Below are 13,868 nucleotides of genomic sequence, written 5' to 3' on the forward strand. Positions count from 1 at the left end.
ATAGCGAGTCGGTCCCACCCCTTCCCATCCCGAACAGGACCGTGAAACGACTCTGCGCCAATGATAGTGCTGCAACCAGTGTGAAAGTAGGTTATCGTCAGGCTGTTCTTCCTAAAAACCCCCGCTATGTTTAGTGGGGGTTTTTTCTTAAAGTGAGAGCTGTTGTTTTTAGCGTGCTCTCAAGATAGTGTTTTAAAGAGTATTACGAGTTTATCTTAATAGTAGTAGTTGATAGCATGAACTTGTAGTATGATGATGTCCCTAACGCAGTGACATGCGTTATTAGTTTGTCTGACTAAGCAAAGAAATGGGTGCTTAGCTCAGTTGGTAGAGCGGCGCCCTTACAAGGCGTAGGTCGGGAGTTCGAGCCTCTCAGCACCCACCAGATAAACTAAGAAGTAATGCAGTACAGATCAACGTGCTGGAGTGGTAGTTCAGTTGGTTAGAATACCGGCCTGTCACGCCGGGGGTCGCGGGTTCGAGTCCCGTCCACTCCGCCAAATAACAAAAATGCCCGCGCAAGCGGGCATTTTTCATTTCCGAGTGAATAAAATTGCCTATGGTGGCTTTCGGTGAAACTTGAAGTGATACGCGAATTGGTAGTCAGCAAGATCTAGGAAACACCTATTCATTTAGCCCCAATAAAAAATGCCTGCAGACGCGGGCATTTTTTATTTCAGAATAGAAGCGGCAACCTTATTCGGTAACTAGAAAATACATACTACGGCTGGAGCGCTCCGCTTCTGTCGGTGGCTCCCACATATCGCTGGCGAGTTCAAAAATCTGCATCGGCACCTCCATAGAAAATGTTTCGCCTTTTTCGGCATTCCGCTGACAAACACGCTTGCGCCGTATATCTCTGGGTGCATCTAAAACGTAGATGGCAAGATCAATCCCATGTTCATCAATACGTGCATACAATGCTTCACGGTCACGTTGTTGAATGAGGCCAATTTCAAGTACCACATCTGCCCCAGTGCCGATTAGATTAAGCGTGATCTTCCATATCTGCTCAATACAGCGTTTGGTGCGTGCGATATACCACTCCATCACATTTATATCTGGTCGATCCGGACGGAACAGTTCGGCCATCCAGTCATCAAGGTTTAAACGTATCGCATTATTGTCCTGCCCAAGTTGCAGCGCGAATGTTGATTTCCCTGCGCCTACCGGGCCTATGACGAGATGAATCCGGGGCGGGCGGGGTGAGGTATTTTGTTCCTTGTTGATTGTTGAAGTAGCGGGAATGGAAATGTGCGGATGATTAGTTGGCTTATTCATTGACATGTTTCTCCAAAAATAAAAAAGCTCCCTCTGCAAGCAGTGAGAGCTTTTAATGCACGGCAGTTATAGAAACAGAAAAGCCCTCGTCTGGGTTAGCTGAGGGCTTTTCATAAGGCTGCCACATAGTGCGACGACCTTATTTAAATTTTAATTTGGAGCTGACTATGCTGTCAAGCTGACTGTGATCCGATTTGAAGGCTGGAATTTAATAATAAAGCCTGTAGTTCAGGCTTCAGCAATTCCATTACTCCGGCTTGGTTTCTCCACCCAACGCTAAAACCAAATCACCAAACAGTTGATTTAACTCGCCACACATTAAAGCAAAGTCACCGTCGAGTTTTTCGTCTTCATGATGCGAATCTGATTTTTCAGTCAACACATCTAAAGCCTGAACACGTTTAATCGCTAAATTTTCAGTCAATACAAATGAAACCTTGTCAGCCCAAGTGAGCGCCAGCTTGGTACATTGCTTACCGCCAGCAATATGGCTGGCGATTTCTTTTGGATCCAATGTATGTCGCACATAGCGTACGGTCGCTTTGGATTCAGCGCTGGAACGCAGTTCAGTATCTTGATCAATTGTGAAGCCAGCTGGGGCTTCATTGCCAGCCAGCCAATCGGTCATTGCTCCCAATGGCGATAAATTGACGCGCAAGCTTTCAAGCGGCAATTGATCGATACACTTCAGTAGCAGTTTCAATACTTCGTCAGAGCGTGATGGGCTAGATGCGTCAATCACCAACCAGCCATTGACTGGGTCAATCCAGACCGCGGTCGCACGTTGAATGCTGAAAGCACGCGGCATTAATTCTTCGGTAACTTGTTCTTTAAGTTCTTTTAATAACTTGCGACCCGGTTTAAAGCCTTGCTGCTCTTCCACTTCTAAAGCGCGAGCTTTAGTCACCTGGTTGATGACGCTATTTGGTAATAATTTGCGTTCGGTTGATAGTTGCAACAATAATTGACGATTAACGCTATGCACCAAGTCACCGTTTTGACGCGGCGCAATCCAGCCTTGGCTTTGCATTTCTGAATTGCTGCATGGCTGAAATGCTTGAGTGGCCAGTTGTGCGGTTAATTGTTCAATGTCGAATTTCCATGGAGCAGGTAAACGATAGATTTGTAGGTTCTTGAACCACATAATTAAGCCAATTAAAAAATCCTCTATTCTACACGGCACGGGCTTAAATATCCGTTGCTATCAAACACGGTACTACACAGTATAATGCTAGCTACTTTTGTATTGGACTCAGCATGCTCGCTCAACAAAAACAACACCTCATTACTCTTATAAATACAGCAATTGCACCACTTTTAGTGGGCAGTGACTTAACGCCAACGCCCACTCTAGAGCGTCCGCGCGATGTGGCGCATGGCGATATTGCCTGTAATATTGCGATGCAAATTGCCAAACCGCTTAAAAAAAATCCACGCGAATTAGCGCAGGCGATCGTCGCCAACCTGATGGCGCAACCGGATGATGTGTTGGCGAGTGCTGAAATTGCCGGACCGGGATTTATTAATATCCGCGTCAAAGATTCTGCCAAACAGGCTGTTATTAAACAAATCTTGCAACAAGCTGAAAATTTTGGCAAAAGCACCCGCGGTGCAAATGCCCCAGTTGTGGTCGAATTTGTATCAGCAAATCCAACTGGTCCGTTGCATGTTGGGCATGGCCGACAAGCGGCATTAGGTGATTCAATTTCTGCCTTAATGACGGCACAAGGTTTTGCGGTTACCCGCGAATATTATTACAACGATGCCGGTGTACAGATTGAGAATTTGGCACTGTCAGTGCAAGCGCGTGCACGCGCTTTTCAGCCAGGGCAAGCAGGATGGCCTGAATCTGCTTATAACGGTGATTATATTGCTGAAATTGCTGCTGATTTCCTGGCTAAAAAAACCATTACCGGTAGTGATGGCGCTGCGACCGTGATTAGCGCCACGGCAAGCGGCGATGTAAATGATATCGACTCAATCCGCCATTTCAGCGTTTGCTATTTACGTCGTGAGCAAGAAATGGATTTGCAGGCGTTTGGCGTTAAGTTCGATCACTACTTTCTTGAATCTTCTTTATATACCGACGGTAAAGTGGCCGCAGCAGTAAGCGCCTTGCAAAACTCGGGTAAAACTTACGAACAAGATGGCGCATTGTGGTTGCGTAGTACCGATTATGGCGACGACAAAGATCGCGTCATGAAAAAATCGGACGGTACCTACACTTATTTTGTACCTGATGTGGCGTATCACATTACCAAATGGCAGCGTGGCTTTAAAAAAGCCGTGAATATTCAAGGCAGTGATCACCACGGTACCATTGCGCGCGTGCGCGGCGGATTGCAAGCGGTGGCAATGGATATTCCAGTCGGTTATCCCGATTACGTGCTGCATAAAATGGTCACCGTTATGAAGGATGGCGCGGAAGTTAAATTGTCTAAACGCGCCGGTTCGTATGTCACCTTACGGGACTTGATTGAATGGTCAGGAAATGGCGATATTCAAATTGGTCGTGACGCGGTGCGTTTCTTCTTGATTTCACGCAAGGCAGATACCGAGTTTGTGTTTGACGTGGATGTGGCGTTGGCGCGCTCGGATGAAAATCCGGTGTATTACGTTCAATATGCGCATGCACGGATTTGCTCGGTATTGGAAAAAGTGGGCGAAGAATTAGTTTCGGCAGTGCTGGCTGATTCCCAAACCATCGATTTAGCACCACTCACTGCACCACGCGAAGCGAGCTTGTTGGCAAAATTGGCCGAATATCCAGAAAGCCTGGAGCGTGCTTTAGATGAATTAGGCCCGCATCAAGTTGCTTTTTATCTGCGTGAGCTAGCGGGCGAAATGCATAGCTATTACAATGCTGAACGTGTTTTGGTGGAAGATACCGCGTTGAAAATGGCGCGGGTGGCTTTATTACTAGCGACTAAGCAGGTATTGCAAAACGGTTTGAGATTAATCGGCGTAACAGCACCCGTTAAAATGTAATTAACTTACCGAACATTCATTAACGATAGCGGTGAATCAGGAGAGATATGAAAAGTATTGTGAAAAGTTCGATGACTAAGCAACATGGCGGCACCTTACTCGGCTTGATTATTGGTTTGGTGGTTGGTTTGGCGATTGCAGTGGTGGTGGCATTAATGATCACTAAAACATCAACGCCATTTACTAATAAATTAGGCATGAATAAAAGCGCTGATGCGCCAACGGTGCAATTAACTGACCCGAATAAACCGCTGTATGGCAACGCAGCCAAAGCGGCCTTGGCGAATAAGCCAGCGGAAAATTCGGTAGCGACTGTTGCTACGCCGCCGGAGGCAGTTCGCCCACCGGATGTAGTGAAACTGGATACTAAACCTGACGCTAAAATTGACACTAAGGCAGACCCTAAAACTACCGTTGATGCAAAAGTGACTAAGCCGATAGATAGCACGGTGGCGAAAAATTCAGCGGATGAAAAATCTGCATACTACTTACAGGTTGGAGCGTTCCGTGATGCATCTGACGCGGAAAGTGCCCGCGCGAAACTAGCTTTAATTGGCGTTGAATCGCATGTGAGTGAAAAAACTGCCGAAGGCGATAATTTATACCGGGTACGCATCGGTCCCTTTGATCAGCTCGATACAATGAACCGTATGCGTAGTAAATTGTCTGAAAATAGTATTGACGTTGCTGTCATCAAAACTCCTAAATAAAGGTTTAAAAATGCATTTAATTAAAAAAACTGTCGCTGCAATTTTATTTGGCTGCATTAGTGTCTCTGTGCTAGCAAGCCCAACTAATCCTGAAAGCGGTAAAGAATATATCGTTTTGACGCAGCCACAGCAGACCGATGCCGTTGGCAAAGTTGAAGTAACTGAATTTTTTTACTACAGCTGCCCACATTGCAATACCTTGGATCCTTACATTACTGAGTGGGTCAAAAAACAAGGGAATGCGATTTCTTTCAAACGTGTGCACGTTGATTTTGGTCAAGGCCAACAACCATTGCAACGCATGTATTACACATTGGAAGCGTTGGGCAAGTTAGACGAATTACATGCGCGTATTTTCCAGGCGATTCATAAAGAGCGCCAATTTTTACGTACGGATCAAGACATGCTGAATTTTGTGGTGAAAAATGGCGTGGATAAAATGAAGTATCTTGAAACGTCTAAATCCTTCACCATTGAATCAAAAATACGTCGTGCTGCAGCAATGCAAGCGTCGTATAAAATTGAATTTGTGCCAGCCGTATTTGTCGATGGACGTTACATGACTGCGCCGAGCCAATTACAGCAAGCAATGCCAGGTACAACCGAAGTAGAAGGCTCGCAAAATATGTTGCCAGTCCTGGATGCTTTAGTACTTAAAGTGCAAAAAGAACGTGGCTTCAAAAAATAATTAGTTTCAAAATAAAAAATCCGTCTTGCGAGACGGATTTTTTATTTGTGCGCTCTTAATCTTTATTTAAATCTTGGAACAGTTATGCAAAATGTTTTTATTACCGGAGCGTCGAGCGGCATTGGTGCTGCATTAGCCCGGCAATACGCGCAACAAGGCGCGTGCCTAGGTTTGGTGGCGCGCCGTTTAGAAATTCTGGAAGAATTGCGGCAAAGTTTACCGCATCCAGAACGCCATCATGTCTATGCATTGGACGTGACTAATCATGCCGCTTTGGCGGCCGCCGCTGCTGAATTTAATCAGGCGACGGGCGGTGCGAATATCGTTATCGCTAACGCTGGAATTTCACGCGGGACATTAACTGAATACACAGAAGATTTACCGGTTTTTGAACAAGTAGTTGCGACTAATCTGTTGGCCACCGTTGCGACGTTTGCGCCATTTATTCAGGACATGAAAACCCGCGCCGCGCAGCAAACTTGCCGCCTGGTTGGCATTGGCAGTGTTGCCGGTATTCGCGGTTTGCCTGGTGCTGAAGCGTATAGTGCATCCAAGGCGGCCGTCATTAGTTATTGTGAATCGCTGCGGGTGGAATTGCGTGCCAGTAAAATTAAAGTTGTGACGATTTGCCCTGGCTATATTGATACGCCGATGACGCAGGTAAATAGCTATGCAATGCCATTTTTAATGCCGGTTGAAAAATTCGCGCTAAAAACTTGCGCTGCGATTCAGCGTGGCGATTCGTACCGAATTATTCCGTGGCAAATGGGCTGGGTCGCCAAATTGTTAAGATTGCTGCCCAACTGGATTTATGATGCGGTGTTTGCGAATGCACCGCAAAAAACTAGGGAGCATTAATATGCAATGGCAAGACGCAATCGGCGCGTGGCATTCATCCATTAATGTCAACGACAGTGCGCCGCGCATCGTTAGTTTGGTACCGTCAATTACCGAATTATTGTGCGATTTGGGATTGGCGCCTCATCTGGTTGGACGTACTGGATTTTGTATACATCCACATGAAGTCGTTCAGAATATTCCTAAAATCGGTGGTACCAAAGATGTGAATATTGAAAAAATTCGCGCCTTGGCACCCACCCATTTAATCGTGAATATCGATGAAAACGAAAAGCCCTGCGTAGAGCAGTTAGCCCAATTTATTCCGCACGTGATCGTTACTCATCCGCAAACACTGGAAGATAATTTGCCGTTGTTTAATTTGTTAGGCGGTATTTTTAATGTCACGGAACGCGCGCAGCAATTATCACAGCAATTTACTGACGCGCTAAGCGCATTGCAGCTCAGTTTGCCAGTGCCATTAATTTCGCAGCGCGTGTTGTACTGTATTTGGAAAGATCCATGGATGACGGTTTCCAGCAACACCTATATCGCTAATATGTTGTCGCATATCGGTTGGCAGATAATTCCAACCGGAACGGCGCGTTATCCGGTGTTTACCTGGTCTGAGCAACTGGTCAATGACATTGACTTGGTGTTGCTATCCAGTGAGCCGTATCGGTTTACCGAGCAACATGTGGATGCTCTGGAACAGCAATGCGGAAAACCAGTCTTGCTGTTGGATGGAGAAATGATTTCCTGGTACGGAAGTCGCTCAATTGCCGGAATTAATTACCTGCGAGAGTTGGTTGCTGGTGCGCGATAAATTCCGATATCTTCCTTTTAGGATATGGCAGCATGGAAATGTGAATATTGTGATATTGAATAGATTTTACGCTGAGCTTATCCCGCGTAATGCACAACTTATACCGATGTTATCCACAGGCTTAAATTAAGCCTCCGCCAAAACCCAGCAGCACTGCCGCACCCAGTACCGCAAAAATTGCCGCAGCTCCCCAGCGTATCCATTTAAATGGAAAATTAGGCGAGGCGACTTTCCCTAAAAATACCGCCGGTACGTCGGCAATCATAATGCCGAGCGTGCTGCCGGCCAGCACCATATAAATATCATCGTATTTAGCGGCTAATGCCATGGTGGCGATTTGCGTTTTGTCGCCGATTTCAGCTAAAAAGAAGGTGATGACGGTAATCGTGAATACGCCGTATTTACCGTAATCAATTTTGCTTTCTTCCATTTTATCTGGCTTGAGCGTCCAAGCCGCAATCGCTAAAAAGGACACGCCGAGCGCCCAGCGCAAAAAATCGGCCGATAAATGGGTCGCAACCCAGTGCCCCAGTAACGCCGCTAATATATGGTTGCTGATCGTTGCGACAAAAATCCCCAGCACAATCGGCAGCGGGCGTTTAAAACGGGCGGCGAGCAGTAATGCTAACAACTGCGTTTTATCGCCAATTTCACCAATGGTGATGGCAACGACTGAGACGAGGAATGCTTCCATGGGATGATTTTGATTAGTAGATAGTGGGATGATGATCAGTTGCACTCAACAGTGCAGGGTGGGGATTATAGCGCAGACATGATGTCGATAATATAATAGGTTTGAATTTGATCGTTTTAGGCTGCAAAACAGATACTCATCTAGTTTTTGTAAAAATAACGCATCCAATGACTATCGATAAAAAATACTTTTAATTAATATTATTTAACCCCTAATATAAAATTTGATATTTTTAATGCATCATTCTTGACAAGTTAATCTATTAAGCGAATGCTTGCGCATCCACACTAGGTCCAAATTCAATCTAAGGAAGTTCTTATGCCAGTTCAAATCAAGCGGGTAGGTTTTGTTGTACTAATGTGTTTTTCATTGTTGCAGCCAAGTGCCTGGGCAGGCGCATTGCCTAAAGATATTACGCAACACGCCAGCGTAGAAGGTATTACCGAATACCGTTTGGCCAACGGGCTAAAAGTGTTGCTGATGCCAGATGCATCCAAGCCAACGGTCACGGTAAATATCACTTATCTAGTCGGCTCGCGCCAAGAAAATTACGGCGAAACCGGTATGGCGCATTTGCTCGAGCACATGATGTTTAAGGGCACGCCAAAAATTCCTAAAATTGATATCGATTTTAATCAACGCGGCATGCATTCCAATGCCAGCACTTCGCTTGATCGCACCAATTATTTTGAACAGTTTGAAGCCAGCGACGACAATTTGCATTGGGCGATTAAAATGGAAGCCGATCGTATGATCCATTCCAACATCGCTAAAAAAGATCTCGATAGTGAAATGACGGTTGTGCGCAATGAATTTGAAATGGGTGAAAATTCACCGATTAACGTTCTCATCAAACGGCTGCAAAGCATTGCCTTTGATTGGCACAATTATGGCAACTCCACGATCGGTAATCGCAGCGATATTGAAAACGTCAAAATTGAAAACCTACAGGCGTTTTATCACCTGTATTACCAGCCAGATAACGCGGTGCTACTGGTCGCTGGTAAGTTTGACGTCAATAAAACATTAACTTGGATCTCCAGCGAATTTGGTGCTATCCCCAAACCAAAACGCAGTTTGCCGGTTTTTTGGACGGTGGAGCCAACTCAGGATGGCGAACGTAATTTTGTGGTGCGTCGCAAGGGCGATACCCAGATTGTGATGGTCGCCTACAAAATTCCAGCGGCGCTGCATCCTGATAACGATGCACTTTCCTTTGCAGGAGACATCCTGTCAGACAACCCAAGCGGACGACTGCATAAAGCCCTGGTGGAAACCGGGAAAGCGGTTGACGTATTTAGTACCAGCATTGGCAGCTACGCGCCCGGTCTACAGGTGATCGGTGCTGTGGTGAAAAAAGACGATGCTATCGAACCGGTGCGCGATGCGTTGGTGGCCGCGATTGAAAGCTTTGCCAGCACGCCGCCAACACCAGAAGAAATGGAGCGGATGAAGCGCAATTACCGAAATCAGGCAGAGAAAACACTGACTGATCCAGAAACAATCGGCCTGGAATTATCGGAGGTATTGGCATTGGGCGATTGGCGTTATTTTTTTCAGAATCGTGATCAGGTCGAGCAAGTGACTTCCGAACAAGTCGCGGCAGCTGCAGCGCGTTATTTCAAACGCGACAACCGGATTGTGGGCATGTTTATTCCTGAAGATCAGCCGCAACGCGCTGAAATTCCAGCCGCGCCGAGCATTCAAGAAGTGATGCAGGGTTTTAAACCTAAGCTAGATTTACAAACCGCCGAAGTCTTTGATCCATCTCCGGCCAACATCGATAAACGCACCGTTCATAGTAATATCGGCGGTTTAAATGTAGCGATGCTGACCAAGAAAAACAAAGGTGAAACAGTATCGGTTGCGTTGGCTTTGCATTGGGGTGATGAAAAATCGCTGTTTGAGAAAAAGATGATTTCTAGCTTAACTAATGCCATGCTTACGCGCGGAAATAGTAAATACAGTCGCGAACAATTAAATGATGAATTTTCCAAGCTCAAAATCACTGGTGACATATATCACTTCGATACCACGCGAGAAAATTTAGCCGCCGCATTAGCGTTGGTGGCGCAAGTATTAAAAGAACCGAGTTTTCCTGAAAATGAATTTGAACAATTAAAGAAGCAGATTCTATCTAGCTTGGAAGGGCAGCGTAGTGAACCCAATGCGTTGGCAAAACAAGCGCTGGATCAACATTTTAATCATTACCCTAAAGGCGATTGGCGTTCCAGTGTCACGATAGCTGAGGCTATTGAACGCGTTAATGCGATTACATTGGATGAGTTAAAAGTTTTCCATAAAAATTTTTATGGTGCATCTAAAGGTGAGCTGTCATTGGTTGGCGATATCGATGTGGCAGCAACCAGTAAAGTAATCGAACAAGCATTTGGCAACTGGACTAGCCTGGCTACTTACAAGCGGATTGATGATGCATATACAGAGATTGCGCCGCTTAAAATTAATATTAATACGCCGGATAAAGAAAATGGTCTGTATTTGGCCAAGATGAATTTAAATTTGAATGATCAAGATGAACAATATCCGGCGCTGCTGGTTGCTAACTATTTATTCGGTGGCGGCGCTGAATTGAATTCCAGAGTCATGGAACGGATTCGTCAAAAAGATGGTTTATCGTATGGCGGCGGCTCTAGCTTACGGGTTGGCTCATTGGATAACGCGTCTAGTTTTCAGTTACATGCCATCGCCGCACCACAGAATCTGGCTAAGGTTGCGGTGGCGATGCAAGAAGAATTAAATCGCGTGTTGAAAGACGGATTTAGTGCGGAGGAAGTAGCGCGCGCTAAATCCGGTTTAAAACAACAAGCCGTGCAATCACGTTCACAAGATGCCAGTTTGGTGGAGGATTGGAATAGTTATCAGTACTTGCAGCGTAGCTTTGCATGGACGCAGGCTTTTGAAGATAAAGTGAATGTCTTAACTGCTGAACAAGTGAATGCGGCCTTCAAAAAAATGATAGATCCAAGCAAGTTGACGGTAGTTATTGCTGGTGATGAGTCAAAAATGAGTAGCGATAAAGCTGCGAAATAGCGGATTGTTTTTAGAGGTGGGGAGGCTTAAACCGGTTCTCTGCCTTTACTAAGCAGCGCTTTGAGATTGGCTAAGCGGTTTTGTGGCGTAATAATCTCGGCTTCGGTTGGTCGGCCATCACCTTCGTCGAGCTTCATTTCTTTGATGAAGCGCGACATTTCACAATGCAGGTTTTCGCGCGCGCGCCGGCGTTTTTTGCACCAGGTAATATGTAAACTACGTTGTGCACGGGTTATGCCTACGTACATCAAACGTCGCTCTTCTTCAATCCGTGCACCCAAGGTTTCAAACGGCGCATCAGGGTCCCCCTTGTGCGGCAAAATTCCTTCTTCAACACCGATCAAAAAAACATGCGGAAATTCAAGGCCTTTAGATGCGTGTAAAGTTGACATGCGCACCGCGTCAGGCGCTTCATCGCGACCTTCCAGCATGGTCATTAATGCGACCATTTGGGTTAAATCAAGCAAACTTTTTTCAGGATCTGTGCCTTCTTTACCGCCACTGCCTTTTTCTTTTAGCCAGTCCACAAAATCGCAGGTGTTTTGCCATTTATTTTGTGCCTGCCTGTCATCGAAAGCGTCATATAAATACGCTTCGTAATCAATTTCTTTCATCATGTCAGTGAGCACATTGGCTGCACTATCATTGGCCACATTGGTTTTTGCGGCGCGGGTTTCCAGTTGTTGAATGAAGATGCAGAATTCGCGCAAGGGACGTAATTGTCGATCAGGTAATTTCGCTTCGAGCCCGCCTTTAAATACCGCATCGAATAAAGAACATTGCCACTGCCCGGCAAATTCGCCGAGTACTTCTAGCGTGGCTTGCCCGACACCGCGCTTGGGCGTAGTGATGGCGCGGATGAAGGCCGGATCATCATCTTGGTTTGCGACTAAACGTAGGTAACTGATAATGTCTTTGATTTCTGCCTTATCAAAATAGCTTTGCCCGCCAGAAATGGTGTAGGGAATGCGTTCTTTGCGCAGTGCCAATTCAATAATGCGCGCCTGATGATTGCCGCGATACAGAATCGCATAATCAGAAAACTGTGCTTGCCTGTCAAAGCGGTGCGAAGACAACAGAATGGCGATTTGCTCCGCTTCTTGTTCATCGTCCTGCATTGCCACGACTTTAATTGGGTCGCCCAAACCATGTTCGGACCATAGTGCTTTTTCAAATAATTTTGGGTTATTCGCGATGACCGCATTCGCGGCTTGCAATATGCGCGTGGTGGAGCGGTAGTTTTGTTCAAGTTTGATGATTTTCAGGTCAGGAAAATCAACTTGCAGTGTAGTTAAATTTTCTATAGTTGCGCCGCGCCAGGCATAAATAGCCTGATCATCATCCCCCACTGCTGTAAACAATGGCTTTTTACCGATACCAGTGACTAATAGTTTCACTAATTCATATTGGCAGGTATTGGTGTCTTGGTATTCATCCACTAATAAATAGCGCAAACGTCGTTGCCATTTGTCGCGCACTGCTTCGTTATGTCTGAATAATTCGACGGGCAAGCGTATCAAATCATCAAAATCTACTGCCTGGTAAGCGGATAAAGTTGCCACATAACTTCGATAGATGCGTGCTGCTTGAGCTTCATCCTCATCCTGCGCCTGCGAAATTGCCGTGTCTGGTGCTATCAAGGCATTTTTCCAGAGTGACATGGACGTTTGAATTCGGCGGATTAGCTGTTTATCCGTTGTAACCGCCAAATCTTGCACAATCGCAAAGCAATCATCGCTATCCATAATAGAAAAGCGATCTTTTAAGCCAAGTGCAGACGCTTCTTGGCGTAGAATCTTGACCCCGAGGGAATGGAAGGTAGAAATAATGCATTGCTTGGCTTGGCGCGGTTGCTGTAATAACTTGGCAACGCGCTCTTGCATCTCGGTTGCCGCCTTATTAGTAAACGTTAATGCAGCAATGTGTTTGGCATCGTAGCCATGTAACTCGATTAAATTGGCAATTTTCTGGGTAATGACCCGCGTTTTCCCCGAGCCTGCGCCAGCTAGTACCAGACAGGGGCCATCCAAATAATTTACTGCTTCGCGCTGAGGCGCGTTAAGACCATGTTTAGATGACATTGACTGGGAGGTAAGGGTAGGTAAGGCTAAAACGTATCATTGTAACGTAGCAGGTAAAATGTTCTACACTGAAAAATACACTTTGAAGACCGCAACATGAAATTTGAACATCTCATAGAAATAAACGACCTTAATAACCCTTTTGTCCCGATGATGACAAGAGAGCAGCTATGGAATGGCTTGGTGCTACGCGCTGAATTTCCTAAATTATTCGTCTCTTATTTAGATGCATGCAATATTACATCGCGCGACTTAGATAGTTTGACGCGCACCTTGCAGTTCGGTGATTTAAAAGTCAACGATCATGTACATTTTAATTTTTTAAACTTCGTACATTATCAAGTGCATCAGCAAGGCGAAATACCTGAATCAAGCATGCGCATGACAATAGAAGAGCCAGCGTCGCAAGCTTTATTTGTCCGCTTTAGCTATGACGATGGACATACCAAAGCCGAAGACATAGAAAACGCTACTTATAATGAGTATCGGCGTTCTGCCTATGTAGAAGCTGATATTGAAACGGTCAAAATTTTGCGGGAAATGCATGACAACGGGCGCTTAGATAGCCTGCTTACTTAAATATTTAAAATTATTTCAAAAAGCCCTTGCAACTCCGAAGAAGCCTTGCTATAGTTCGCCTCCCGTTGAAAGACGGGGAAAAAGAAGCAAAAGAAAAGAGAATTAAAGGGCGGTAAAACGCCAGTAAAAAGTA

Annotated in this window: 11 protein-coding genes, 2 tRNA genes and 1 rRNA gene; 10 read left to right on the forward strand and 4 right to left on the reverse strand. The window is 45.5% G+C overall.

Features of this window, described 5'->3' with window-relative positions; translation table 11 throughout:
• The 3 genes from rrf to S2091_RS23315 form a co-directional block, all read left to right on the forward strand.
• Positions 1–103 (forward strand): 5S ribosomal RNA (gene rrf, locus S2091_RS23305); the annotation flags it as partial.
• Between the two features lie 206 nt (positions 104–309).
• Positions 310–385, forward strand: a tRNA-Val gene (locus tag S2091_RS23310).
• A gap of 38 nt (positions 386–423) precedes the next feature.
• Positions 424–500 (forward strand) — tRNA-Asp (locus tag S2091_RS23315).
• 196 nt (positions 501–696) lie between these two features.
• Here S2091_RS23315 and S2091_RS23320 read toward each other — a convergent pair.
• Both S2091_RS23320 and S2091_RS23325 read right to left on the reverse strand, forming a co-directional pair.
• Positions 697–1,281, reverse strand: coding sequence for a P-loop nucleotide/nucleoside kinase family protein (locus S2091_RS23320; protein ID WP_165795081.1), 585 nt, complete (start codon positions 1,279–1,281; stop codon positions 697–699).
• A 247-nt stretch (positions 1,282–1,528) separates the two neighbouring features.
• Complete coding sequence (locus tag S2091_RS23325; RefSeq protein ID WP_105534383.1) at positions 1,529–2,425, reverse strand: recombination-associated protein RdgC; 897 nt, start codon at positions 2,423–2,425, stop codon at positions 1,529–1,531.
• Between the two features lie 113 nt (positions 2,426–2,538).
• On the opposite strand from S2091_RS23325, the gene argS reads away from it, so the two are divergent.
• The 5 genes from argS to S2091_RS23350 all read left to right on the forward strand — a co-directional run bounded on the left by argS (position 2,539) and on the right by S2091_RS23350 (position 7,330).
• Positions 2,539–4,269, forward strand: coding sequence for an arginine--tRNA ligase (argS, locus tag S2091_RS23330; protein WP_105534384.1), 1,731 nt, complete (start codon positions 2,539–2,541; stop codon positions 4,267–4,269).
• A 47-nt stretch (positions 4,270–4,316) separates the two neighbouring features.
• On the forward strand, positions 4,317–4,979 hold the full coding sequence (locus S2091_RS23335; protein ID WP_105534385.1) for an SPOR domain-containing protein: 663 nt from the start codon (positions 4,317–4,319) through the stop codon (positions 4,977–4,979).
• A 10-nt stretch (positions 4,980–4,989) separates the two neighbouring features.
• On the forward strand, positions 4,990–5,667 hold the full coding sequence (locus tag S2091_RS23340; RefSeq protein WP_105534392.1) for a thiol:disulfide interchange protein DsbA/DsbL: 678 nt from the start codon (positions 4,990–4,992) through the stop codon (positions 5,665–5,667).
• A gap of 84 nt (positions 5,668–5,751) precedes the next feature.
• The gene (locus S2091_RS23345) at positions 5,752–6,525 is read left to right on the forward strand and encodes an SDR family oxidoreductase (protein WP_105534386.1); all 774 of its coding nucleotides are present in this window, start codon (positions 5,752–5,754) and stop codon (positions 6,523–6,525) included.
• 1 nt (position 6,526) lies between these two features.
• The gene (locus tag S2091_RS23350; RefSeq protein WP_105534387.1) at positions 6,527–7,330 is read left to right on the forward strand and encodes a helical backbone metal receptor; all 804 of its coding nucleotides are present in this window, start codon (positions 6,527–6,529) and stop codon (positions 7,328–7,330) included.
• A gap of 121 nt (positions 7,331–7,451) precedes the next feature.
• On the opposite strand, the gene S2091_RS23355 is transcribed toward S2091_RS23350, so the two are convergent.
• Positions 7,452–8,024, reverse strand: a complete 573-nt coding sequence (locus S2091_RS23355) for a TMEM165/GDT1 family protein (protein ID WP_105534388.1) — start codon at positions 8,022–8,024, stop codon at positions 7,452–7,454.
• A gap of 318 nt (positions 8,025–8,342) precedes the next feature.
• Here S2091_RS23355 and S2091_RS23360 point away from each other — a divergent pair, with 318 nt between their 5' ends.
• On the forward strand, positions 8,343–11,075 hold the full coding sequence (locus S2091_RS23360) for a M16 family metallopeptidase (RefSeq protein ID WP_105534389.1): 2,733 nt from the start codon (positions 8,343–8,345) through the stop codon (positions 11,073–11,075).
• A 26-nt stretch (positions 11,076–11,101) separates the two neighbouring features.
• Here the strand turns inward: S2091_RS23360 and S2091_RS23365 are convergent, their stop codons facing one another.
• On the reverse strand, positions 11,102–13,156 hold the full coding sequence (locus S2091_RS23365; RefSeq protein WP_105534390.1) for a UvrD-helicase domain-containing protein: 2,055 nt from the start codon (positions 13,154–13,156) through the stop codon (positions 11,102–11,104).
• Between the two features lie 96 nt (positions 13,157–13,252).
• Between S2091_RS23365 and S2091_RS23370 the strand changes: the two genes are divergently transcribed.
• Positions 13,253–13,735, forward strand: a complete 483-nt coding sequence (locus S2091_RS23370; RefSeq protein WP_105534391.1) for an SRPBCC family protein — start codon at positions 13,253–13,255, stop codon at positions 13,733–13,735.
• Positions 13,736–13,868 lie beyond the last annotated feature (133 nt).

The organism is Solimicrobium silvestre, assembly GCF_002976435.1.
GTDB classification, from domain to species: domain Bacteria; phylum Pseudomonadota; class Gammaproteobacteria; order Burkholderiales; family Burkholderiaceae_D; genus Solimicrobium; species Solimicrobium silvestre.

Coding starts and splice junctions, on each gene's coding strand:
- S2091_RS23320 (WP_165795081.1), bottom strand. CDS start 1,281: ATGAATAAGCCAACTAATCATCCGCACATTTCCATTCCCGCTACTTCA.
- S2091_RS23325 (WP_105534383.1), bottom strand. CDS start 2,425: ATGTGGTTCAAGAACCTACAAATCTATCGTTTACCTGCTCCATGGAAA.
- argS (WP_105534384.1), top strand. CDS start 2,539: ATGCTCGCTCAACAAAAACAACACCTCATTACTCTTATAAATACAGCA.
- S2091_RS23335 (WP_105534385.1), top strand. CDS start 4,317: ATGAAAAGTATTGTGAAAAGTTCGATGACTAAGCAACATGGCGGCACC.
- S2091_RS23340 (WP_105534392.1), top strand. CDS start 4,990: ATGCATTTAATTAAAAAAACTGTCGCTGCAATTTTATTTGGCTGCATT.
- S2091_RS23345 (WP_105534386.1), top strand. CDS start 5,752: ATGCAAAATGTTTTTATTACCGGAGCGTCGAGCGGCATTGGTGCTGCA.
- S2091_RS23350 (WP_105534387.1), top strand. CDS start 6,527: ATGCAATGGCAAGACGCAATCGGCGCGTGGCATTCATCCATTAATGTC.
- S2091_RS23355 (WP_105534388.1), bottom strand. CDS start 8,024: ATGGAAGCATTCCTCGTCTCAGTCGTTGCCATCACCATTGGTGAAATT.
- S2091_RS23360 (WP_105534389.1), top strand. CDS start 8,343: ATGCCAGTTCAAATCAAGCGGGTAGGTTTTGTTGTACTAATGTGTTTT.
- S2091_RS23365 (WP_105534390.1), bottom strand. CDS start 13,156: ATGTCATCTAAACATGGTCTTAACGCGCCTCAGCGCGAAGCAGTAAAT.
- S2091_RS23370 (WP_105534391.1), top strand. CDS start 13,253: ATGAAATTTGAACATCTCATAGAAATAAACGACCTTAATAACCCTTTT.